This is a genomic window from Streptomyces sp. NPDC052721, from assembly GCF_040678315.1.
Lineage (GTDB): Bacteria > Actinomycetota > Actinomycetes > Streptomycetales > Streptomycetaceae > Streptomyces.
In genome coordinates this window covers 141797-164807 of sequence record NZ_JBFATL010000005.1, presented here as the reverse complement: position 1 = coordinate 164807, position 23011 = coordinate 141797, and the positions used below count along the sequence as shown (strand labels likewise).

The following is a 23011-nucleotide window of genomic DNA, read 5'->3' as shown; positions in this document are numbered from 1 at the left end:
GACTGTCACCGCACCCCCGTAGAATTCACGCGTGGCAGGACGGATCAACGACGAGGACGTGAAGGCGGTACGGGACGCGGTCCCGATCGACGCCGTGGTCTCCGAGTACCTCCAGCTGCGCAACGCGGGCGGCGGCAACCTCAAGGGTCTGTGCCCGTTCCATGACGAGAAGTCGCCGTCCTTCCAGGTCAGCCCCAGCAAGGGTCTCTTCCACTGCTTCGGCTGCCAGGAGGGCGGCGACACCATCACCTTCGTGATGAAGGTGGACCACCTCTCCTTCTCGGAGGCGGTGGAGCGGCTGGCCGCGCAGGCCGGCATCACGCTGCGGTACGAGGAGGGCGGGTACAACCCGGCCCACCAGCGCGGTGAGCGCATCCGCCTGGTCGAGGCCCACAAGATCGCCGCCCAGTGGTACGCCGAGCAGCTCGCCACCAGCCCCGAGGCCGAGACCGGCCGGATCTTCCTCGCCGAGCGCGGCTTCGACCAGGCCGCCGCCGTCCACTTCGGCGTCGGCTACAGCCCCCAGGGCTGGGACCACCTGACCCGCTATCTGCGCGGCAAGGGCTTCACCGACAAGGAACTGATCCTCTCCGGCCTGGCCCAGGAGGGCCGCCGGGGCCCCATCGACCGGTTCCGGGGCCGGCTGATGTGGCCGATCCGGGACATCGGCGGCGACGTCGTCGGCTTCGGCGCCCGCAAGCTGTACGAGGCCGACACCGGCCCGAAGTACCTCAACACCCCCGACACGGCGATCTACCGCAAGAGCCAGGTGCTGTACGGCATCGACCTGGCGAAGAAGGAGATCGCGAAGAGCAGCCGAGCGGTGGTGGTCGAGGGCTACACCGACGTCATGGCCTGCCACCTCGCCGGCGTCACGACGGCCATCGCGACCTGCGGTACGGCCTTCGGCGGCGAGCACATCAAGATCCTGCGCCGGCTGCTGATGGACAACGGCTCGGCCCGGGTGATCTTCACCTTCGACGGTGACGCGGCCGGGCAGAAGGCCGCCCTGCGCGCCTTCGAGGACGACCAGAAGTTCGCCGCCGAGACGTACATCGCCGTCGCGCCGGACGGCATGGACCCGTGCGACCTGCGCCTCGCCAAGGGCGACGAGGCGGTGGCGGACCTGGTCGAACCGCGCACGCCCCTCTTCGAGTTCGCGCTCCGTCAGATCGTGAGCCGCTACGACCTGGACACCCCGGCGGGCCGCGCGGCGGCGCTGGACGAGGCCGCGCCGATCGTCGCCCGGATCAAGAACAGCGGCGCCCAGCACGAGGTCGCCGTCGAGCTGGCCGGCATGCTCGGCATCCTCGACACCCAGTTCGTGGTCCGCCGGGTGGCGCAGCTGGCCCGCTGGGCCCGCGACGGCAAGGGCCCCCAGCAGCAGGACCGGCGCCGCCCGGCCGACCGCCAGTGGACCGAGGCGCCCAGCCCCGCGAACTCCGGGCCGGCCCTGACCCTGCGCAACCCGGTGTTCGCCGCCGAACGCGAACTGCTCAAACTCGCCCTGCAGCGCCCCGAACTGGTCTCCCCGGCCTTCGACGCCTACGGCGTGGACGAGTTCACCGCCCCGCCGTACGCCGCCGTGCGCCAGGCCATCGCGGAGGCGGGCGGCGCCGAGTACGGCGTACCCGACCCGCAGGAGTACCTGGTCCGCGTCCGCGAGGCCGCGCCCGACGACACCGTGCGCGCGATGGTCACGGAGCTGGCCGTCGAGCCGATCCTGCGCCGCACGGTGGACGAGACGTACGCCGGCACGGTCCTCGTCCAGATCCGCCGCCGCGCCGTGGAACGCCGCATCCGCGACATCCAGTCCCAGATGACCCGCCTGTCCACCGCCGGCGACCCGGCCCAGCTGGCCGCCGTACAGAACGAACTCTGGGTCCTCCAGCAGTACGACCAGGCGTTGCGCGAGCGGGGCGCGGAGGCGCTGTGAGGGGGGCTAGCCCTGTTCGCGGGGCGGCTCGGGCGGGGTGACGCCGAGGTGGTCGGTGATCGCTCCGACCTGCGAGGTGAGCGTTCCGAGATGTTCCATCATCGCCACCTGACCGGACACGAGGGCACCGAGCAGTTTGCCGTGCTCCTCCAGGGTCTTGGTGTGTGCTTCCAGCACCTTGCCGTGCTCCAGCTGCGTATCCCGCAGGGCCCGGATCACCTGCATGTCCGCGCGCCGCTGCACCTGGAGAGCCGCGACGTCGCTGTCGGAGCCCACGGCCAGGTTCCGGGTCGTGGTGTGCTCCGCCATGACCTCGTCCACCCGCGCCTCCAGCGCCTCCAGACGCCGCCGCAGCTCTTCCATCTCGCTCATGCCTTCCATCTTCCCCCAGATCCACGCGGACCAATGGCCCGCAGTTGCCAATCGCATAGTCCAACGAGACGAGTAACCGACCGGTGACGGACCGGACGCAAAAAGTCACGGCACGACCCTCGTGGCGGGCTTGTGTCGTACTCCACACTGGGGGCGGTGCCCGAGCCTCGGAGCGCACGCTGCCGCACACCTTCAGCAGCGATCATCCTGGAGGTCGCCCCCCGTGCAGACCCAGACCCTCACCCAGACCGACAGCAGCACCAGCGCCACCGGCATCACCGCGGACGAGACGGACGCGGAGGCGGACGTGCTCGCGGCCGTGCCCCCGCAGAGCCGTGCCGCCCTGCATCCCGAGGAACCCCCGGAGCCGGCGGAGACCGAAGAGGCCGCCGAGCCGATCGAGATCCCGCCCGTCGCCCGGGTCGAATCCGGCGGGCCCTCCGCGGACCTGTTCCGCCAGTACCTGCGCGAGATCGGCCGCATCCCGCTGCTCACCGCCGCCGAGGAGGTGGAACTGGCCCGCCGGGTGGAGGCCGGCCTGTTCGCGGAGGAGAAGCTCGGCACCACCCCCGACCTGGACAGCGAACTCGCGCTGGACCTGGACCGGCTCGTCGTCATGGGCCGGATGGCCAAGCGCCGCCTCATCGAGGCGAACCTGCGGCTCGTCGTGTCCGTGGCCAAGAGGTACGTCGGCCGCGGCCTGACCATGCTCGACCTCGTCCAGGAGGGCAACCTCGGGCTCATCCGGGCCGTGGAGAAGTTCGACTACGCGCGCGGCTACAAGTTCTCCACGTACGCCACCTGGTGGATCCGGCAGGCCATGTCCCGGGCGCTCGCCGACCAGGCCCGCACCATCCGGGTCCCGGTCCATGTCGTGGAGCTGATCAACCGGGTCGTGCGGGTCCAGCGGCGGATGCTCCAGGAGCGCGGCTACGAGCCGACGGCGGAGGAGGTCGGCGCCCAGCTGGACCTGCCGCCCGAGCGCGTCGGCGAGGTGCTGCGGCTCGCCCAGGAGCCGGTGTCGCTGCACGCCCCGGTCGGCGAGGAGGACGACGTCGCCCTCGGCGACCTCATCGAGGACGGCGACGCGACGAGCCCCGTCGAGTCCGCCGCCTTCCTGCTGCTGCGCGAGCACCTGGAAGCGGTGCTGTCCACGCTGGGGGAGCGCGAGCGGAAGGTCGTCCAGCTCCGGTACGGCCTGGTCGACGGCCGCCCGCGCACCCTTGAGGAGATAGGCCGCATCTTCGGCGTGACCCGCGAACGGATACGGCAGATCGAGTCCAAGACCCTGAACAAGCTCCGGGACCACGCGTTCGCGGACCAGCTGAGGGGCTACCTGGACTGAGGGGCCGCCACCGTGCGACGGCCCCCCTCGTGCCTAATCGACCTCGGCCACCGCCTGCGCGAACTGGGCCTTGTACAGACGGGCGTACGCCCCGTCCGCCGCCAACAGCTCCGCGTGCGCGCCCTGTTCGACGATGGACCCGTTCTCCATCACGAGGATCGTGTCCGCGTCCCGGATGGTCGACAGCCGGTGCGCGATCACGAACGACGTACGGCCGGCCGCCAGCTTGGCCATGGCCTTCTGGATCAGCACCTCCGTCCGCGTGTCCACGGAACTCGTCGCCTCGTCCAGCACCAGGATCACCGGGTCGGACAGGAACGCCCGCGCGATGGTGATCAGCTGCTTCTCACCGGCGCTGACGCCCGTGCCCTCGTCGTCGATCACGGTGTCGTAGCCGTCGGGCAGGGTGCGGATGAAGCGGTCCGCGTGGGCCGCCCGGGCCGCCTCCTCGATCTCCCCGCGCGTGACCTCGCGCGAGGCGCCGTACGCGATGTTCTCCGCGATGGTGCCGCCGAACAGCCAGGTGTCCTGGAGCACCATGCCGATCCCGGCCCGCAGTTCGTCCCTGGTCATCTTCCGGATGTCGACCTCGTCCAGGGTGATCCGGCCGCCGGAGACGTCGTAGAACCGCATCAGCAGGTTGACCAGCGTGGTCTTGCCCGCGCCGGTCGGGCCGACGATCGCCACCGTGTGGCCCGGCTCCACCGTGAGCGACAGGTCCTCGATCAGCGGCTTGTCGGGGTCGTACCGGAACGACACATGTTCCAGGCGTACCCGCCCGCGCAGTTCCTCGGGCCGCTCACCCGGCACCGGATCCGCCTCCTGCTCCTCCGCGTCCAGGAGTTCGAAGATCCGCTCGGCCGAGGCGACGCCCGACTGCACCAGGTTCGCCATCGACGCGACCTGCGTCAGCGGCATGGAGAACTGCCGCGAGTACTGGATGAAGGCCTGCACATCGCCGATGGAGAGGGCACCGGACGCGACCCGCAGACCGCCGACGACCGCCACCAGCACGTAGTTCAGGTTCGACACGAACATCATCAGCGGCTGCATGACACCGCTGTGGAACTGGGCCTTGAACGCGGCCTGGTACAGCGCCTCGTTCTGCTCGGCGAACTGCTGCGCCGACTCCTCCTGCCGCCCGAACACCTTCACCAGGGTGTGCCCGGTGTACATCTCCTCGATGTGCGCGTTCAGTTTGCCGGTGGAGCGCCACTGCTGCACGAAGTGCGGCTGCGACCGCTTGCCGACCCGGGTGGCGACCACGAACGACAGCGGTACGGTGACGAGCGCGACCAGCGCCAGCAGCCAGGAGACCCAGAACATCACCACGAGCACGCCGACGATGGTGAGCACCGAGTTGATCAGCTGGCCCATCGACTGCTGGAGCGTCTGCCCGATGTTGTCGATGTCGTTGGTCGCCCGGGACAGCACCTCACCGCGCTGGCGTTTGTCGAAGTACGACAGCGGCAGCCGCGACAGCTTTCCCTGCACGTCCTCGCGCAGCCGGTACATGGTGCGGTTCACGGCCCGGTTGACCAGCCGCGTCGCGACCGCCATCAGCAGGCCGGCGACCAGGAAAACACCGAGCGCGAGCAGCAGGACGTGCCCGACGGCGTCGAAGTCGATGCCCTTGCCGGGCGTGAAGTCGGTGCCCCTGAGCACGTCCGCGATGCGGCCCTGGCCACGCTCGCGCAGGGAGTCGAGGACCTGCTCCTTGGTGGCGCCGGCCGGGAACCGCCGGCCGACGATGCCCGCGAACACCAGGTCGGTGGCCCGGCCGAGGATCTTCGGGCCGACCACGCTCAGGCTCACGCTGATGACCACGCACAGCAGCAGGGCGTAGATCGTGAGGCGTTCCGGTCTGAACTGGGCGACGAGCCGTTTGCCCGACCCCTTGAAGTCCATCGAGCGCTGGTCGGGGCCGCCCCCGGCCATCATGCGTCCCATGGGCCCGGCCATCAGGCGGCCTCCGCTTCCGTCAGCTGGGAGAGCACGATCTCCCGGTAGGTCTCGTTGGATGCCATCAGCTCGGCGTGCCGGCCGGAACCCACCACCCGGCCCTCGTCCAGCACGATGATCCGGTCGGCGTCCCGGATGGTCGCCACCCGCTGGGCGACGATCACGACGGTCGCCTCGGCGGTCTCCCGGGCGAGCGCGGCGCGCAGGGCCGCGTCCGTGGCGTAGTCCAGGGCGGAGAAGGAGTCGTCGAAGAGGTAGATCTCCGGGCGCTGCACCAGCGTGCGGGCGATGGCGAGCCGCTGCCGCTGGCCACCGGAGACGTTGGTGCCGCCCTGTGCGATCGGCGCGTCCAGGCCGCCCTCCAGGTTCCGCACGAAGTCCTCGGCCTGCGCCACCTGCAGCGCGTGCCACAACTCCTCGTCCGTGGCGTCCGGATTGCCGTACCGCAGGTTGGTCGCGACCGTACCCGCGAACAGGTACGGCTTCTGCGGCACCAGTCCGACCGTCCGGGCGAGCAGGTGCGGCTCGACCTCGCGGACGTCCACGCCGTTCACCAGGACCTCGCCCTCGGTGGCGTCGAACAGCCGGGGGACGAGACCCAGCAGGGTCGACTTGCCGCTGCCGGTGGAGCCGATCACGGCGGTCGTCCGCCCCGGCCGGGCCACCAGGTCGATGGACCTGAGCACCGGCTCCTCGGCACCCGGGTAGCGGAAGCCCGCGCCCCGGATCTCCAGGTGCCCGTGCGCCCGCAGCTCGGTGACGGGGGCGGTCGGCGGTACGACGCTGGAATCGGTCTCCAGGACCTCCTGGATGCGCTCGGCGCACACCTCCGCGCGCGGCACCATCATGAACATGAAGGTGGCCATCATCACGGACATGACGATCTGCATCAGATAGGCGAGGAACGCGGTGAGGTCACCGATGGCCATCCCGCCGCTGTCGATCCTGTGGGCGCCGAACCACACGACCGCGATGGACGACAGGTTCACCACCGTCATGACGATCGGGAACATCAGGGCGAGCAGCCGGCCGGTGGCCAGCTGCATGTCCGTCAGCTCGCCGTTGGCCTTCCCGAACCGGCCCTGCTCGTACTCGTCGCGGACGAAGGCGCGGATCACCCGGTTGCCGGTGATCTGCTCGCGCAGCACCCGGTTCACCGTGTCCAGCCGGACCTGCATCGCGCGGAACAGCGGGCGCAGCCGGCGCACGATGAGCGTCACGGAGATGCCGAGCACCGGTACCACCGCGACCAGTACCCCGGACAGCGGCACGTCCAGACCGAGGGCCAGCACGATGCCGCCCACGCACATGATGGGTGCCGAGACCATCAGGGTGAACGTCATCAGGGCCAGCATCTGGACCTGCTGCACGTCGTTCGTCGTACGGGTGATGAGCGAGGGCGCCCCGAAGTGACCCACCTCACGCGCGGAGAAGGACTGCACCCGGTCGAAGACGGCACCGCGCACATCCCGGCCGAGGGCGGAGGCGGTCCGGGCGCCGTAGTACACGGCACCGATGTTGCACACCACCTGCACCACAGAGATGCCGATCATCAGGGCACCGAAGGACAGGATGTAACCGGTGTCACCCTTCACGACACCGTTGTCGATGATGTCGGCGTTCAGAGTGGGCAGGTAGAGGGTGGCGCAGGTCTGCAGGAACTGCAGCACCACCAGCAGAGCGATGGGTTTCTTGTAGGGCCTGAGACAGGTCCGCAGAAGTCGTATGAGCACGCTACGTCTCTCGGAGTCGGCGACAGGGGCTTGGTCGGTTGCCCTTGGCCCCTATCGTCGGACACTCCACCGGCGTTACCTCAACTGTTTATCGGTCCGCCGGTCTTCAGGCACGGAACGCCCCCGGATGGGTCTGCTCCCGCACCGCCGTGAACTGCTGCCGCACCGCCTGCCCGACGGCCAGCTCCTCGCCGGGCTCCAGCACCTGGGCCGCCGCGCCCTGCCAGGCCGGCGGGGTGCGCGGATCGAGTGTGCCCTGCGACACACCGAGCGCCCAGGCCGCCTGCCGGGCCGCGCCGATCGCCGTGTAGTCCGCGGGCTGCGGTACGACGACCTGCGTGCCGAACAGCGAGGGCGCCGAGGCCTGCACGGCGGGCAGCTCGGCGGCCGGTCCGAGCAGGAAGATCCGGCGCACGTCCACACCCCGCCCGCGCAGCACGTCCAGCGCGTCGGCGAGGCCGCACAGCATGCCCTCGAACGCGGCCCGCGCCAGATGCTGCGGCTTCATCGACTCACGCCGCAGTCCCGCGAGGGTCCCCGCGGTGTGCGGCAGGTTCGGCGTCCGCTCACCCTCCAGATACGGCAGCAGCACCAGCCCGTGCGCGCCCGGCGTGGACTTCATCGCCAGCTCGGACAGGCTCTCCAGATCCGGCAGACCGAGCAGCTCGGCGGCGCCGCGCAGGACGCGGACGGCGTTCAGGGTGGTGACCACCGGCAGGTGCATGCCGGTGGCGTCGGCGAGGGAGGTGATCATCCCGGACTGGTCGGTGAGCGCCTCCGGGTGCACGGCCATCACCGAGCCGGAGGCCCCGAGGGACACGACCGCGTCCCCCAGCCCGATCCCGAGCCCGAACGCGGCGGCCATGGTCTCCCCGGTGCCGGCGGAGATCAGCAGGCCCTCCGGGGTCGTACCGGCCGCGTCGGACGGGCCGATCACCTCCGGCAGCATCGCCTGGTGACCGAGGGCCAGCTCGACCAGGTCGGGCCGGTAGGCGCCGGTGGCCGCCGACCAGTACCCGGTGCCGGAGGCCCCGCCGCGGTCGGTGGTCCGCCGCACGGGCCGCCCGAGCAGCTGCCACACCAGCCAGTCGTGGGCCTGGAGCAGGGCGGCCGTCCGCAGCGCGTTCTCGGGCTCGTTCTTCGCGAGCCAGCGCAGCTTGGTGACGGGCTGGGCCGCCTGCGGGACGCAGCCGACCGCCTGCGCCCAGGCCTCCCGGCCGCCGAGCGCGTCCACGAGATCGGCCGCCGCGACCTGGGCGCGCTTGTCACTGCCGACCATCGCGGGGCGGACGGTGTTGCCCTGGGCGTCCAGCGGGATCACCGCGTTCTGCTGGGCCGACACGCCGATGGCCTGCACGCCCTCCAGCAGGCCGCCGCCGGCGGCCTCACCGAGCGAGAGCAGCCAGGCCTGCGGGTCGATGTCGCTGGGCCGGCCCTCGACCGGGTGCGGGGCGTACCCCTGCCGTAGTACGGCACCGGTGTCCGTGTCGCAGACCACGATGCGTGTGAAGTCCGGTGAGCTGTCCAAGCCGGCGACTATCCCCATGCGGAGAATTTTGCCGCATGGGGAGGAGTGGCCCTTACGTGTTGCTCGTGCCCCAGTCGTCCTCGGTCCTGCCGTGGGCGTTGCGGTCGCGCAGGGAGCGGACTCGGTGGGCCACGGACTCCGGGACCCGGTCGCCGACCTTGTCGCTGACCGTGTGGAAGGCCCGGCCGGCGTAGACACGGCCCTGCTGGGCGGCCGTCTCCGCGGTGTTGCGCACCGCGGGGTTCTGCGCGATCTGCCGGGCCGACTTCTTCAGCTGCTCGTAGCGCTCACGACCGGCCCTCGTGCCGAGTACGTAACCGAGGGCCAGTCCGGCGAGGAACGTGAGCCGGTAGCGCATGGCTGCCACCCTTCCCGTGCGTAGGTTTCTGGTGCCGCGCTGGCGCCGAGGGTACCGATTGGCGGAGCACCCCCCTGCTTGCGCTAATGTATGTGTCGCAGCGAGCGCCCGCCCCCTGGCGAATACCCAGGTAGGTACGTTCGATGCAACGAGGCGATCCTCCGTAGCTCAATTGGCAGAGCAGCCGGCTGTTAACCGGCAGGTTACTGGTTCGAGTCCAGTCGGGGGAGCTTCGGTCCTCCGTAGCTCAATTGGCAGAGCAGCCGGCTGTTAACCGGCAGGTTACTGGTTCGAGTCCAGTCGGGGGAGCGCTGAACGAGGACCCCTCCGGGGTCCTTTTTCATGTCCCCGGGAACCGCCGCGGCCTGCGGCGCTGTCCTCGAGGTCATGAGCAGCTCGGAAGCCGACCATCCGAGGCAGGAGATCGTATGAGCGGCTATGCTGCGGCAGACGGCGCGCACACTTGTACGCGACACGCCGCTATGGGGCGGTAGCTCAGCCGGTTAGAGCAGCGGACTCATAATCCGTCGGCCGTGGGTTCGAGTCCCACCCGCCCCACCGGACCCCGCGGGCGCAGAATCGATGCGACCTGTGGGGGGTGAAGAAGGGTGGCCGCCACGTCGAGGCGGCGGTCACCGTTCACCGGCGCAGGCCGGGATCGCGGGACGGCCAGGGGCCTGAACTTCCTTTTCCGGCCGGGCCTTACGCGGACGGTTCGGGGAACCAGGCGACCATCTGCGCGTACACCTGTGGCGGTTCCCCGGTGCCGGTGAGCCAGTCGGTCTCGCCCTGGTTCCACTCGTGGGCGCGGTGGCGGACGCCGAGTTCCTCGACGAGTTCGGCGGCCAGCCGGGAGGCTTCGTAGAGGTCCTGGTCGGTGGTCTGGGAGCTGGCGGCGACGATCAGCCCGCGCACCTCGGCCGAGTGGCCGTAGCGGAAGGCGCCGGTGCCGAGCAGGTGCGGATCGGTGTGCACGGAGGTGCCGTTGTTGCCCCCGAGGCGCCGGTGGGCGGCTGCCTTGGCCGCGGCCTTGGGGAGGAAGCGGCGCGCCTCGTCCCCGACCGTGATCGCGCCCAGGACCGCGTCGGCGGGTGCGGTGCCCGCCTCCGCCGTCGGGTCGAGGACGACGAAGCCCATCGCGGGGCGCGGGTAGGGGCCGCGCGGCGCCTTGCCCTCGGGGGCGGTGTGGTTGCGCAGGATGCTCTCGGCCCGGCGGCGGCCGAGGTCCGCCAGCAGGGCGGTCAGTTCCCCGTCGGTGAGCATGTACGTGTAGGGGTTGCGGCGCACCGCCGCCTCGACGCGGAGTGTGCCGGCCGTGCTCGTCACGCCTGTCTCCTCCTTGCTGCGCTGACCGCTGTCCGCGCCCGGTGGCGCGGCCCGGCACACCGTAGCGGCTTGATCATCCACGGGCTATAGGTCTGGACCAATTTTCTGATCACTGTTGACCTTGCGGTGTGCCGCCCCGTAGATTTCCGTCCCGTCTTGATCAATGGTCCAGACCAGCTTCGAAGGCTCGCTGGGCTTTCCATTCGACGATCCCCCTTCTCGGGGTGCGCTGTGCTCTCAGGCTGCTGGGAGAAGGGGCGAAGGGGATGTTTGTCTTGACGACGCAGGTGCTTTCCGACCTTGCGCAGAAGTTCGCGGCCGACGGATTCGCCACCGTCGGAAAACTCGTTTCCCCCGGTGAACTCTCTGTTTACCGGGACATCTACGACCGTTTCCTCAGCGGTGACATCGAATCGGGTGACAAGCGGTCCGATCTCGGTTCCCACCTCCCGCGCAAGGACGGCGTACGCGAGAACATCACGCAGATCATGTGGCCGTCGGCCCTCCACCCGCCGCTGCGGGAACTCCCCCTGCACCACAAGGCACTCGCCGTCGCCCGGGAACTCATCGGCGCCGACGCGGAACTCGACTTCGACATGATGATCCACAAGGCTCCGCACACCGCCGTCCCCACGCCCTGGCACCAGGACGCGGCCTACTGGATCGACATGCCCGACCACCGGGCGGTCTCCATCTGGGTGGCGCTGGACGACGCCGAGGTCGACAACGGCTGCATGTGGTACGTGCGCGGCTCGCACGAACAGCCGCTGCGCCCGCACCGGCCCACCAGCGACGGCAAGAACATCGAGTGCGACTGCTCCGAGGACGAGCCGGGAGCCACCGCGGTGCCACTGCGGGCGGGGGAAGCAGTGGCCCACTCCGGCTTCACGCTGCACTACTCCCGGGGCAACACCACGGACGGCACGCGCCGCGCGTACATCCTCAACTACCGCCCCGCCGCGATGATCCGGCACGAACGGGCGCAGGGCGCGGACCACGGACTCAACGAGAACGTACGGCAGGTCCGCAACCCGGGCGCCGTCGAGGACTGACCGCCCGGCACCACCCCCGCCACCGCCGGGCCGGCCACCACCGGCCCGGCCCCGACAGTCAGATGGGAAAGCCGTGAACGCTGTCATTCTGACGGGTGCCGTCATGACCCACCCGCGACGCCGCGCGGCGGCCGAGGCCATCGCGGCGAAGGACCCGCGGGGCCGCGTCCGCGTCGTCACCGACCCGGACCCCTCCGGCCCGCCCACCGCGCTGCGCACCGCGAACCCGTCCTGGAGCTGTGTCGGTGCGGACGCCACCCACCACGTGGTCTTCCAGGACGACGTCCTCGTCGCCGAGGACTTCTTCCCCTGTGCCGAAAAGGTCGCCGCCGCCGTTCCCGGCGAGGCCGTCGCCTTTTACGAGGGCTGGGAAGGCAGAAACAGCGGTGTCGTACGCCTCGGGGCCCTCACGGGTGCGCAATGGGCCTATGCAATCGACGAACACGTGCCGTCACTGGCGCTGATGCTGCCCGCCGACGTCGCCCGCGGATACGAGCGATTCGCGGCGGAACACGGCAATGGCTGGCCGTACGACGTGGTGATCCAGCGGTATCTCAAGGCGCTGGACGTTCCGGTGCGGATCGCCGTGCCCAGTACGGTCGACCACGACGACGTGCCGAGCATCGCCGGAAACAGCACCCACGGATGGCGCCGTGCCACATTCTTCACCGACCGGGCGGAATTCTCCCCCGAACACGACGAGTGCGCCGCATTCTCCGTGGTGCCCTTCTACCAGTACGGCGAGTCGAAATGCGCGGTACGGCAGGAGGACCGCTGGGAATACCTGGACACCGATCGCTATCTGCGGCGCATCGGCCTGCTCGACACGTGCGAGGACGGCTTCGCCGCGGCGGACCGGCCCGACCTGCCCGACACCGTGTGCCGGCAGGTGTGGCTCACCGCCTTCGCGACGGGCGTCGCGGTCGCCGGCCTGACGGACCGTGACCCGGAGCCCGCCGTGGCGGCGGCGGTGATGGACTCCCTCGGCCCCGGCGGCCTGTGCGAGGAGTACACCGGCGCCGAACTCGTGCCGATGATCCCGCTCGTCCGCGACCTCGCCCTCGCCGCCCTCGACGCCGGCCGGGCCGCCCACCGCGCCACCGCCGGCACCCCCCGCCCCGCCCCCGCGCCCGGCGTCGTCGTCACCGGCGGCGACCCCGCCTTCGGTGCCCAGCTGGCGCGGCTGCTGACCGACGCGGGCCGCACCGCCGTACACGCCGAGCGGCTCGACCCGGCCGCGCACGCGGTGCCCGGGGCACCGGACGCCGTGATCCACCTCGGCATCCCGCACGACACCGGGTATCCGCTGGCGGACCTGTTCGCCGACGCCGAGAAGCTCGGTGCGCGGCGGCTGGTGCACGCGAGTTCGGCCGCCGTCTACCGGGGCGGCGCCGCCGAGGACCGTACCGAGGACTCCGTCCGCGAACGGCCCGAGGACGCCGAGGCCCGGCTGTGGTGGGACGCGGAGGAGCAGTGCCGGGCCTGGGGCCGGAAGACCGGTACGCCCGTGCAGATCGTGCGGTTCGCCGAGCCGGTCGGCCCGCACGCCCCGCTGAACGGGGTCCTCGCCGACTGGATGCTGCGGGCCTGGACCCGGCGCCCCATGACCCTGGTGGAGGGCCGCCGGCACCAGATCGTGGACTACCGCGACATGGCCGGCGCGCTCGCCGCGCTCCTCGCCCGCCCGGCCGGGCCCGAGGTCTGCAACGTCGCGTCCGCCGGCTACGACGAGACCGCGTTCGCCGAACTGGCCGCGGAGACGGCCCGCCGCACCCCCTGGGAGTGGGCGGACGCCCCCGCACCGCACACCCCGCTCATGTCCACCGCCCTGATCACCTCCGAGACCGGCTGGCGCCCCGCGGCACCGGTCCGCAACGGCGCCCGGGCGCAGGCCCAGTGGCTGGCCTGCGACACCCACGACGACCTCGCCGGGCTGTCGTGGACCCCGGCCCCCGGCGACGGCACCGGCGTACGGCGGGCCTGACGATGGCGGAGAAGGCGGAGAAGCAGGCGGTGCCCGGGACGGGCGGCGGCGCGGAGGGCGGGATCTTCTCGCCGCCGTACCTCGCCGCCACCGTGACGTTCGCCGTGGTGATGTTCCTGACCGGGTTCGCCGCGCTCGCCGTGGTGCCCACCCTGCCGACGGCGGCCCGGGAACTGGACGGCGTGTCCCTGTTCCCCTTGGTGGCGGGCTGCTTCGTCGCCGCCAGCCTGTTCGGCGGGGTGCTGGGCGGGCACTGGGCGGACCGGGCGGGCGCCCGGCGGCCCCTGGCGCTCGGCATGGTCCTGTCGGTGCTCACCCTGCTGGTGTCCGCGTCCAGCGGGTCCGTCTGGCAGCTCGCCGCCGGCCGGTTCGTGGACGGCCTGGCCGCCGGCATGGTCGCGGTGTCGGTGACCACCGCCATCGGCCAGGCCTACCCCGAGCAGCTGCGGCCCCGGATGCTCGCCATGATGAGCGCCAGCTGGGTCATCCCGTCGCTGCTCGGGCCGCCGCTCGCCGGTGTGGTCGTCCAGTGGTGGTCCTGGCGCGCGGTGTTCTACGGCCTCGCCGCCCTGACGGCGCTGCCCGCCGTCGCCCTCGTCGTCGTCCTGGGCAGACCCGCGGACGGCGACCCGGCCGGCGTACCCCCCGCGGCGGAACGGGCCGCCCGCCCCCCGCTGCTGGTCGCGGCCATGCTCAGCCTCGGCGCGGCGCTCGGCCAGTACGGCGTCTCCGACTGGGACCCGCGCCACCTCGCGTTCGTCGCCGCCGGCCTCGTCCTCCTCGTCGTCTTCGCACCCCGGCTCCTGCCGCGCGGGACCTGGCGCAGCGCCCGGGGCCTGCCGACCGCGGTGCTGCTGCGCGGCCTGACCTCCGGCACGTACTTCACCGTCGAGGCGCTGGTGCCGCTGATGCTGATCACCGAACGGCGGGTCGCCGCCGTCGTGGTCGGTGTGGCGTTCACCGCCTCCGCGGTGCTGTGGGCCGGCGCCTCCTGGGTACAGGGCAAGGCGCTCCAGCACGTCGCCCGGCACCGCCTCGTCACCGTGGGCGCCCTCATCATGACGGCCTCCGTCGCCCTCGCGGTGGCCGGCTGCTCCGGCGGCCTGCCCGCGGTCACGGCCGCCGCCGCGATGCCGCTGTCCGCCATCGGCATGGGGCTGCTCGACCCCTGCGTCACCGTGCTCTCCCTGAAGCACAGCGAGCCGCACCGGCAGGGCCACACCACCAGCGCCATGCAGACCAACATGAACCTCGGCCAGGTCGTCGTCCTCGCCCTGGCCTCCGCAGTCCTCAACGCCTGCCTGGCCGCCGGCGCCGGCCCGCTCGACGGCTACCGCACGGCGTTCGCGCTGCTGCTCCTGCCGACCCTGCTGGTCGCCCTGCTCGCCGTCCGCGCCCGCGGCGACTGACCCCCTCCCTCTCCTTCCGCACCCTCCCATCCGAAAGGGACCGTTGTGCGCAGTGACCTTGTCGTCATAGGCCTCGGATACGTGGGCCTGCCCCTCGCCGTGGAAGCCACCCGCTCCGGGATGACCGTCGTCGGCCTCGACAACAACGCCGAGATCGTCGCCCGGCTCAACGCCGGTGTCTCGCACGTCGACGACATCGACGACGCCGCCGTCGCCGGCGTCCGTGCCCAGGGCTTCACCGCGACCACCGACGAAAGTGCCGTCGCCGGCACGGACACCGTCGTGATCTGCGTCCCCACCCCGCTGTCCGCGCACGGTGGACCCGACCTGACCATGGTCGAGAGCGCCTGCGCGGCGATCAGCCGCCACCTGCGGCCCGGGACCCTCGTCGTCCTGGAGTCGACCACCTACCCCGGCACCACCGACGAGGTCGTCCGTCCCCTCCTCGAACGCTCCGGACTCACCGCCGGCCGCGACTTCCACCTCGCCTTCTCACCGGAACGCGTCGACCCCGGCAACCAGGTCTACGGCATCCGCAACACCCCCAAGGTCGTCGGCGGCCACACCCCCGCCTGCGCCGCCGCCGCCGCGGCCTTCTACGGCAAGATCGTGGACACCGTCGTCCAGGCCACCGGCACCCGCGAGGCCGAGATGGCCAAGCTCATCGAGAACACCTACCGGCACGTCAACATCGCGCTGGTCAACGAGATGGCCATCTTCTGCAACGAACTCGGCATCGACCTGTGGGACGCCATCTCCTGCGCCGCCACCAAGCCCTTCGGCTACCAGGCGTTCCGGCCCGGCCCCGGCGTCGGCGGCCACTGCATCCCGATCGACCCCAACTACCTCGCCCACAAGGTCCGTACGCTCGGCTACCCCTTCCGCATGGTCGAACTCGCCCAGGAGATCAACACGCGCATGCCGCGCTACGTCGTGGAACGCGCCCAGCACCTCCTGGACCGGGCCGGCAAGACCCTCACCGGCGCCCGCGTCCTGCTGCTCGGCGTCACGTACAAGGCGGACATCGCCGACCAGCGGGAGACCTCCGCCCGCGACGTCGCCAAACGGCTCCGGGCCCGCGGCGCCGACGTCTCCTACCACGACCCGTACGTGCCCGAGTGGTCCGTCGACGGTACGGCCGTCCCGTCCGCCGCCGACCTGCCGGCCGCCCTGGAGACCGCCGACCTCGCCATCCTCCTCCAGCGGCACCGGGTGTTCGACCTGGACGAGATCCAGCGGCGCGCCCCGCTGCTCCTCGACACGCGCGGCGCCGCCCGCCCGCAGCCGCACGTCGAACGCCTCTGACCGACGGCCCCGCCATCTCCCGTTCTCACACCCCAGGAGTGCTTCCATGTGCGGTATCGCCGGGTGGGTCGACTACGCCCGCCCCGTCGACCACGACATCGCGCGCGCCATGACGGACACGATGGCCCGGCGCGGCCCCGACGCGGAAGGGGTCTGGAGCGACGGCCACGTCGCCCTCGGCCACCGGCGGCTGTCCGTCATCGACCTCGAAGGCGGCTGCCAGCCCATGGCCGCCGACGAGGGCCCCGGCGCCCGCGCCACGCTCACCTACAGCGGTGAGACGTACAACTTCCAGGAACTGCGCACCCAGCTGACCGGCCTCGGCCACCGCTTCACCACCCGTAGCGACACCGAGGTCGTCCTGCGCGCCTACCTGGAGTGGGGCCCCGCGTTCGCCGACCGGCTCGAAGGCATCTACGCCTTCGCGATCTGGGACCGCGACCGCGACGAACTCCTGCTCGTCCGCGACCGCATGGGCGTCAAACCGCTCTACTACGCGCCGACCCCCACGGGCGTTCTCTTCGGCTCCGAACCCAAGGCCATCCTCGCCCACCCGGCGTTCCGGCCCGTGCTCGACGCCGACGGCCTGCGGGACATCCTGTCCGTGGCCAAGGTGCCCGGACACGCGGTCTTCCGCGGCATGCGCGAGGTCCCGGCCGGCTGCCTGGTCCGCGTGAACCGCACCGGCCTCACCGAGGAACGCTACTGGCAGCTCCGGGTCGCCGAGCACACCGACTCCCTGGACGACACCATCCGCACCGTGCGGGAACTCCTCGCGTCCACCGTGGACCAGCAGATGGTCTCCGACGTCCCCCTGTGCACCCTGCTGTCCGGCGGCCTCGACTCCAGCTCGCTCACCGCGCTCGCCGCGCACGCCACCCGCACCAAGGGGCTGGGCCGCATCCGTTCCTGCTCGGTCAGCGACCCCGACCTCGACGGCACCGCCGGCCCCGACGCCAACGAGGACCACGTCTACGCCCGTCTGCTCGCCGAACACGTCGGCTCCGACCACAGCGAACTCCCGCTCAAGGCCCCCGACCTGCTCGACCCGGCACTGCGCGCCTCCGTCCTGCGCGCCTACGACCTGCCCCTCGCCAAGGGCGACGAACACGCCTCCCTGCACCTGCTGTTCGGCATCGTCCGGCAGCACTCCACCGTCGCCCTGTCCGGCGAGTGCGGCGACGAGGTGTTCGGCGGCTACCGCTGGCAGCGCGACCCCGACGCGGTCTTCTCCACCACGTTCCCCTGGGTCCACGAAGGCCGCCACAACTACCAGGGCAACGACGTCGTCTTCACCCCCGACCTGCTCGCCAAGCTCGACCTCGACACCTACGAACGCGACTGCCACAGCGCCGCCGTCGCCGAGATCGACGCCCGCCGGCACCTGGACGACCCCGCCGAGGCCCGCTACCGCGAGGTCACCTACCTCGCCCTCACCCGCCACGCCCAGGTCCTCTTCGACCGCAAGGACCGCATGAGCATGGCCTGCGGACTGGAGGTCCGCGTGCCCTTCGCCGACCACCGGCTGGTCGAGTACACCTTCAACGTCCCCTGGGCGATGAAGAGTTTCGACGGCCGGGAGAAGAGCCTGCTGCGCGCGGCCATGAAGGACCTGCTGCCCACGGCCGTCGCCCAGCGCGTCAAGACGCCCTACCCCTCCATCCGGGCCGAGGCCTACAACCGGACCCTGCGCGAGCGCCTCGCCGACCTCGTCCGCGCCGGCACCGGCCCGCTCGACCCCTTCTTCGAGCCCGGCCTCAAGACGCGGGTACGGCGGGACGGAGCCGCGGCGCTGGAACAGGGCATGAGCCGGGCCGCCCTGGAGACCACCCTCCAACTCGACGCGTGGCTGCGGGCCTACGACGTGGACGTCGTGCTCTGAACCGCACCGGCCGCCGGATCCGGACCGGGCATGGACGGGCCGGGTCCGGCGGCCATACTGGACCGCATCGACCCGCTCCTCGCCCGCTACCTCACCCGCTAGCCGGTCCGGGTCAACCACCCGGCCCACCAGACGACTTGAGGCGGTCCAGGCTTGAACCGGTCTGGTCCTGGGCACGCACCTCCTACCGGTGTGCAGCCGGGCGGTGCCGGCAGGAGGAGGGCGTCATGGACCGTCGGATCCGGGTACGTGTCAGCCGGCGGCCCGCCGCGCCGCGCGGGCAGGAGATCGACCGCAGGACTCCCTCGGGGCGCGTCCTGCCGTACTGACCGCCGTACCGGCCCGGCGGACCGCGGCGGCCAGAGCCGTCCGCAGCGGCTCCGGCGGGGCCGGGCCGTCCGGCGCCGCGCTCGCCGTGACCGCCGACGCCACGTGCCGCAGCTTGGTGTTGGACCGCTGGGACGCCTCCCGCAGGATCTCCCACGCCTGGTCCGGGGTGCACGCGTGCGCCGCCATCAGGACGCCCCGGGCCTGGTCGATCACCGGGCGGGAGTCCATGGCACGGCGCAGCTGCCCGATCTCCAGACGCAGCAGGTTCAGTTGCTCGGTCTGCTCGGCGTGCTCACGGGCCACCGCCGAGGCCGTACGGGCGAAAAGCCCCGCCGGCAGGACGGCGCCCAGCGGGTCCACGGGGTCCAGACCGGCCAGTTCCAGCACCCGGCGTGGCTGCCCCCGCCAGCCGGTGGTCCGTACCGGCACCTGGCGCCGGTGGCCGTACTCGCTCAGCGTGTCCAGGGCCGCCAGCCCCGCCGTGTCCAGGAAGGTCACCCCGGACGCGTCCAGGTCGACCCCGGCCACGCCCGCCGGCAGAGCCGCCAGCGCCCTGGTGAGGGGCTGCGCACACCCACGGACCAGCTCGCCGCGCACGGTCAGCAGCACCCGGTCGCCCTCTGTACTGCCGTCGACGGCCAGGGCGTCCAGCCGCCCGGTGTGCGGTGCGCGTGCAGCTGAAATCATCTCTCTCGTCTCGCTCCGCCGTCGGTCGCTCACCGTTCGCCTGCCCCCGGCGAAGGGGCCTACACACCATCCGGGGGAGCCAAGGCGCATACTGGGCACTCATGTATTCGTGCGGCTGGGAGACGGCGTGAACGCAGCTGAACCGGCGCGGCCCCGACCGGCCGTCGTGCCGAGGCCGGCGGGGCCGACGCCCGCGGCGCCGCGGCTCGACGTGTCCCCGTTGCCCGGGCGGACCGGATTCCGGGCGGCGGGCGAGGTGAGCCTGCGCACGCGCGGCATCTGGGAGCGCGCGCTGGAGCGGGCCGTTCGCGAGGGCGAGGACGTGTATCACTTGGAGCTTTCCGCGCTGACATTCGTCGACGTCGCGGGCGCCGGCGCACTGGCGGACGCCGCCCGGAACCTCGGCGGGCAGCGGCGTCTGGTGCTGGACCGGCCTCCGGACGCCCTGCCACGGATACTGGACCTGCTGTGGCCCGGTCTGCCGGGGATCGAGGTGTGGACGTCATGACCGCGACCGCCGAACCCGTGGACCCGTTCGTGCATCCCGCGCTGTTCTACGCCGACGCGCGGGAGTACGTCGCCGGCACCGTGCCGTTCGTCCGGGCGGCACTGACGGCCGGCGAGCCGGTCGCGGTCGCCGTCCCCGGCGAGAACCTGCGGCTGATCCAGGACGAGCTGGGCGCCGACGGCGCCGCCGTACGCTTCCTCGACATGCGGGAGGCCGGACGCAACCCCGGCCGGATCATCCCCGGTGTGCTGCGCGCCTTCGCCGACGCCCAGCCGCCCGGCCGCCGGGTCCGGATCATCGGCGAGCCGATCTGGGCGGGCCGCAGCCCGGCCGAGTACCCGGCCTGCGCCCAGCACGAGGCGCTGATCAACGCGGCGTTCCGGGGCCGTGAGGTCACCATCCTGTGCCCGTACGACACCACCCGCCTGGACGAGCGGGTGCTCGCCGACGCGCACGCCACCCACCCGGTCGTCATCCCGGCCGGCTCCGGCGCCGAACGGACCAGCGCGGCCTACGACCCCGACGGCGTGGTCGCCCGCTACAACGAGCCGCTGCCGCCCGCCCCCGACGCCGGCCCCGACGTGCTGCGCGTCTCCTTCGACGAGGACTCCCTGTCCGCCGTCCGGCATCTGGCCACCGACCACGGCGCCCGGCTGGGCCTGACCGGCCTGGGCCTGGAGAACCTGGCGCTGATCACCGCCGAACTGACCACGAACAGCGTCATCCACGGCGGCGGCACGGGTGTCCTCACGGTGTGGCCCGAGGGCGGACACGTGCTGTGCGAGGTCCGTGACAAGGGCCGCCTCGCCGACCCGCTGGCAGGCCGCCGCCCCGCGGCCCGCGACCAGCGGGGCGGACGCGGGCTGCTGCTGGTCAACCTGGTGGCGGACCTGGTCCGCGCGCACACCGGCCCGGAGGGCACGGCGATCCGTTCCTACCTGCGCCGCTGAGGCCGCCCGCCGAGCGGGCTCACGCCGCGAGCGGGTTCAGGACCAGCGGTTCGATCCGGCCCTCCAGCATGGCGCCCAGGCCCTGCGCCGCGCACACGTCGGGCCGCTCGGCGATGTGCACCGGCATCCCGGTGGCCTGCCGCAGCATCTGGTCGAACCCGGGCAGCAGCGCCGAGCCGCCGACCATCACGATCCCGCGGTCGGCGAGGTCGGCCACCAGGTCCGGCGGGCACTCGCGCAGCACCTTGCCGATGGCGTCCAGGACGGCCGTCAGCGGGGTCTGGATCGCGTCGCGCACGGCGGCGGTGTCCACCCGCACACTGCGCGCCAGCCCCGTCGCCACGTCCCGGCCGTGGATCTCGGTCGACGCCGGACCGTGCGGGGTCAGCCCGTTGCCCGACAGGGCCAGTTGCAGCGGCCGTACCGCCTGACTGGGCAGCATCAGCGCGTGCTCGTGCCGCAGATGCTGCACGATCGCGTGGTCCACGGCCTCGCCGCCCACCGGGATCCGCTCGGCGGTGACGATGGAGCCCAGCGAGAGCACCGCGACCTGGGTCGCCGCCGCCCCGCACACCATGACCATGGTGGCCTCGGGCCGCTCCACCGGCAGCCCGCACCCCACGGCGGCGGCGATCAGCGTGTCGACCAGCTCCACCCGCCTGGCCCCCAGCCCGACCAGCGTCTCGATCGTCGCGCGCTGGGCCAGCGGATCGGCGTCGTGCGGGGCACAGGCCGCCGCCCGCAGCCGGGGCTTGCGGCGCAGCGCCCGGCGCATCTTGTCGCCGAGCAGATGCCGCAGCATCCGCTGGGCCATCTCGATGTCCACCACCGTGCCTCCGGCGATGGGCCGTACGACCCTGATGTAGTCCGGGGTGCGCCCCGTCATCTTCTCCGCGAACTCGCCGACGGCGATCAGCGCGCCGGTACGGGTGTTCACGGCGGCGACCGAGGGCTGGTCCACGACCAGACCGGAGCCCTTCACATACACCCGGGTGCGGGCCGCCCCCAGGTCGACGGCGAAGTGACAGCGGCGCAGCTGCTCCAGGCTGACGGTCACGGCGGATCCTCCCGAGTGCGCAGGCCTTGAGGTGCCCCGCCTGTCCGGCGGGCTCACTGGCATCCTGCGCGGGGCCGGGCGCGGGCGCCTTTCCTGGGCGGCCGGGCGGGGCGCCGCTGAACGGGCGTACTTTCCGGCCGTCCCGGAGTGTCGACGGGGTCAGCGGGCGCGGATGGCCTCCACCAGCGGTTCGAGGGAGGAGACCGTGACCTCGCTGCCGCCCTCGGCCATGCCCGCCACCCTGCCGTCCGGGAACGTCGCCGCCGCCCCGCCGAACCCGTCCACGAGCGGCTGCCCGTGTCCCTGCCACGCCACCAGCTCCAGCCACTCCCCGGCGATCAACCGGCCGGAGACGGCCTGGCACCCGGCCGGCGTGCTGGGTACGGCTCGGTGGACGCGGCGTCGGGCGGTGCGAATCCGGCCGGGGCGGGCCGGACGTCACGGTCCGGTTCGAGTACGGCGACATCGCCGGGGTCGGTGACCTCGCCCGTCCGGCCGCCGTGCGCGACGACCGACGCGGTCAGCCCGCCCAGCGCCCTGGCGTGCGGGAAGGCGACGGTCAGCGCTGCCCGGTCGCTCCGCCTGACGACGCCGGCGCAGGTGAGCAGCCGGCGGCCGGGACCAGGAATCCGGCGCCCACCGCGTCGCCCCAGGCGATCGGGGCCTGTCAGGCAGCGCTGCCCCTCACCGGTCGGCGGACTCCGGGCCGGGCACGGTCCGGTCGGGAGAGGCCTGGCCGGGCAGGGCCGGCGGTGACGCGTGCTGCCCGGACGCGGCGCGCGCCGGCGGGTGCTGCCCCGGGGCGGCCTGGTCCGGCGCCTGCCCGGGGGACCAGCTGAGCTTGACGACCAGGTGGCCCTCCGCCGATCCCTTCGCGATGACGGCACCGGCCTCCGCGGACAGCCGCACACCGAACTCGATCTCCACCGCGTCCGGGCGCAGGCTGCCGTCCCGGAAGACCCGCAGCGCGGCCGCCGCGGCCGCCCGTACGCCGTCGAGCGCTCCCTCGAAGGTGCGCGCGGCCTGCGCCGGTCCGTCGCCGCGCGAGACGAGGCGGGTCCCCGACCGGGTGCTGCCGGCACCCTCCACCACGACGAGCGCGCCGTCCTCGGTCCTGAACTCCACCCATTCGTCCACGGTGACGCTCGCTCCCCGTCGTACCTGACCAGTGACCACCGTCCATGGTACGGACGGTGCTGCCTGAGTCACACATGCGGCGGTGCGGGGCGGGACGTGTTCTGAGACTGGCGAAAACCCGCCAGGGCGCTTTTCCGTCAGTACCCGTCA

18 protein-coding genes, 3 tRNA genes and 1 pseudogene are annotated in these 23011 nt (G+C 72.2%); 12 read left to right on the top strand and 10 right to left on the bottom strand.

Annotated elements, in window-relative coordinates; all coding sequences use genetic code 11:
* Positions 1 to 31: 31 nt before the first annotated feature.
* Positions 32 to 1936, top strand: a complete 1905-nt coding sequence (gene dnaG, locus AB0L21_RS07535) for a DNA primase (RefSeq protein ID WP_365782746.1) — start codon at positions 32 to 34, stop codon at positions 1934 to 1936.
* 6 nt (positions 1937 to 1942) lie between these two features.
* On the opposite strand, the gene AB0L21_RS07530 is transcribed toward dnaG, so the two are convergent.
* The gene (locus AB0L21_RS07530) at positions 1943 to 2308 is read right to left on the bottom strand and encodes a hypothetical protein (protein WP_365782744.1); all 366 of its coding nucleotides are present in this window, start codon (positions 2306 to 2308) and stop codon (positions 1943 to 1945) included.
* Positions 2309 to 2455: 147 nt separating this feature from the next.
* Between AB0L21_RS07530 and AB0L21_RS07525 the strand changes: the two are divergent.
* Positions 2456 to 3653: pseudogene (locus AB0L21_RS07525) on the top strand (RNA polymerase sigma factor).
* 33 nt (positions 3654 to 3686) lie between these two features.
* On the opposite strand, the gene AB0L21_RS07520 reads toward AB0L21_RS07525, so the two are convergent.
* The 4 genes from AB0L21_RS07520 to AB0L21_RS07505 form a co-directional block, all read right to left on the bottom strand.
* The gene (locus AB0L21_RS07520; RefSeq protein ID WP_365782742.1) at positions 3687 to 5615 is read right to left on the bottom strand and encodes an ABC transporter ATP-binding protein; all 1929 of its coding nucleotides are present in this window, start codon (positions 5613 to 5615) and stop codon (positions 3687 to 3689) included.
* Positions 5615 to 7348: an ABC transporter ATP-binding protein gene (locus tag AB0L21_RS07515; protein WP_365782740.1), complete on the bottom strand. Its 1734-nt coding sequence runs from the start codon at positions 7346 to 7348 to the stop codon at positions 5615 to 5617. Before AB0L21_RS07515 ends, AB0L21_RS07520 begins: the two co-directional genes overlap by 1 nt.
* A gap of 106 nt (positions 7349 to 7454) precedes the next feature.
* Complete coding sequence (locus tag AB0L21_RS07510) at positions 7455 to 8894, bottom strand: FGGY family carbohydrate kinase (RefSeq protein WP_365782738.1); 1440 nt, start codon at positions 8892 to 8894, stop codon at positions 7455 to 7457.
* Positions 8895 to 8928: 34 nt separating this feature from the next.
* Positions 8929 to 9234 carry a YtxH domain-containing protein gene (locus tag AB0L21_RS07505; RefSeq protein ID WP_365699417.1) on the bottom strand — a complete coding sequence of 102 codons (306 nt, stop codon included), beginning with the start codon at positions 9232 to 9234 and terminating at the stop codon, positions 8929 to 8931.
* A 157-nt stretch (positions 9235 to 9391) separates the two neighbouring features.
* Between AB0L21_RS07505 and AB0L21_RS07500 the strand changes: the two genes are divergently transcribed.
* From AB0L21_RS07500 to AB0L21_RS07490, 3 genes are all read left to right on the top strand, one after another.
* Positions 9392 to 9464 (top strand) — tRNA-Asn (locus tag AB0L21_RS07500).
* Between the two features lie 6 nt (positions 9465 to 9470).
* Positions 9471 to 9543, top strand: a tRNA-Asn gene (locus tag AB0L21_RS07495).
* 175 nt (positions 9544 to 9718) lie between these two features.
* A tRNA-Ile gene (locus AB0L21_RS07490) sits at positions 9719 to 9792 on the top strand.
* A 144-nt stretch (positions 9793 to 9936) separates the two neighbouring features.
* Here AB0L21_RS07490 and AB0L21_RS07485 read toward each other — a convergent pair.
* Positions 9937 to 10560, bottom strand: a complete 624-nt coding sequence (locus tag AB0L21_RS07485; RefSeq protein WP_365782736.1) for a hypothetical protein — start codon at positions 10558 to 10560, stop codon at positions 9937 to 9939.
* Between the two features lie 266 nt (positions 10561 to 10826).
* Between AB0L21_RS07485 and AB0L21_RS07480 the strand changes: the two genes are divergently transcribed.
* The 5 genes from AB0L21_RS07480 to asnB all read left to right on the top strand — a co-directional run bounded on the left by AB0L21_RS07480 (position 10827) and on the right by asnB (position 18192).
* Positions 10827 to 11612: a phytanoyl-CoA dioxygenase family protein gene (locus AB0L21_RS07480; RefSeq protein ID WP_365782734.1), complete on the top strand. Its 786-nt coding sequence runs from the start codon at positions 10827 to 10829 to the stop codon at positions 11610 to 11612.
* Positions 11613 to 11715: 103 nt separating this feature from the next.
* Positions 11716 to 13596: an NAD(P)-dependent oxidoreductase gene (locus tag AB0L21_RS07475; RefSeq protein WP_365782732.1), complete on the top strand. Its 1881-nt coding sequence runs from the start codon at positions 11716 to 11718 to the stop codon at positions 13594 to 13596.
* A 2-nt stretch (positions 13597 to 13598) separates the two neighbouring features.
* Positions 13599 to 15005: an MFS transporter gene (locus AB0L21_RS07470; protein ID WP_365782730.1), complete on the top strand. Its 1407-nt coding sequence runs from the start codon at positions 13599 to 13601 to the stop codon at positions 15003 to 15005.
* A gap of 45 nt (positions 15006 to 15050) precedes the next feature.
* Positions 15051 to 16310 (top strand): nucleotide sugar dehydrogenase, encoded by a 1260-nt coding sequence (locus AB0L21_RS07465; RefSeq protein ID WP_365782728.1) that lies wholly within the window; start codon positions 15051 to 15053, stop codon positions 16308 to 16310.
* 46 nt (positions 16311 to 16356) lie between these two features.
* Positions 16357 to 18192: an asparagine synthase (glutamine-hydrolyzing) gene (asnB, locus tag AB0L21_RS07460; protein WP_365782726.1), complete on the top strand. Its 1836-nt coding sequence runs from the start codon at positions 16357 to 16359 to the stop codon at positions 18190 to 18192.
* A 252-nt stretch (positions 18193 to 18444) separates the two neighbouring features.
* On the opposite strand, the gene AB0L21_RS07455 is transcribed toward asnB, so the two are convergent.
* Complete coding sequence (locus AB0L21_RS07455; protein WP_365782724.1) at positions 18445 to 19209, bottom strand: ANTAR domain-containing protein; 765 nt, start codon at positions 19207 to 19209, stop codon at positions 18445 to 18447.
* 166 nt (positions 19210 to 19375) lie between these two features.
* On the opposite strand from AB0L21_RS07455, the gene AB0L21_RS07450 reads away from it, so the two are divergent.
* Together AB0L21_RS07450 and AB0L21_RS07445 are read left to right on the top strand one after the other, a co-directional pair.
* A complete protein-coding gene (locus AB0L21_RS07450; RefSeq protein WP_365699527.1) occupies positions 19376 to 19717 on the top strand; it encodes an STAS domain-containing protein in 342 nt (113 codons plus the stop codon).
* Entirely contained in the window at positions 19714 to 20667 is a 954-nt protein-coding gene (locus tag AB0L21_RS07445) for an anti-sigma factor RsbA family regulatory protein (RefSeq protein WP_365782722.1), read from the top strand. Before AB0L21_RS07450 ends, AB0L21_RS07445 begins: the two co-directional genes overlap by 4 nt.
* A gap of 19 nt (positions 20668 to 20686) precedes the next feature.
* On the opposite strand, the gene AB0L21_RS07440 is transcribed toward AB0L21_RS07445, so the two are convergent.
* The 3 genes from AB0L21_RS07440 to AB0L21_RS07430 form a co-directional block, all read right to left on the bottom strand.
* Positions 20687 to 21724, bottom strand: a complete 1038-nt coding sequence (locus AB0L21_RS07440) for a rod shape-determining protein (RefSeq protein ID WP_365699408.1) — start codon at positions 21722 to 21724, stop codon at positions 20687 to 20689.
* 159 nt (positions 21725 to 21883) lie between these two features.
* Positions 21884 to 22066 carry a hypothetical protein gene (locus AB0L21_RS07435; protein WP_365782720.1) on the bottom strand — a complete coding sequence of 61 codons (183 nt, stop codon included), beginning with the start codon at positions 22064 to 22066 and terminating at the stop codon, positions 21884 to 21886.
* A gap of 342 nt (positions 22067 to 22408) precedes the next feature.
* Entirely contained in the window at positions 22409 to 22900 is a 492-nt protein-coding gene (locus AB0L21_RS07430; protein ID WP_365782718.1) for a CU044_2847 family protein, read from the bottom strand.
* Between the last annotated feature and the right edge of the window lie 111 nt (positions 22901 to 23011).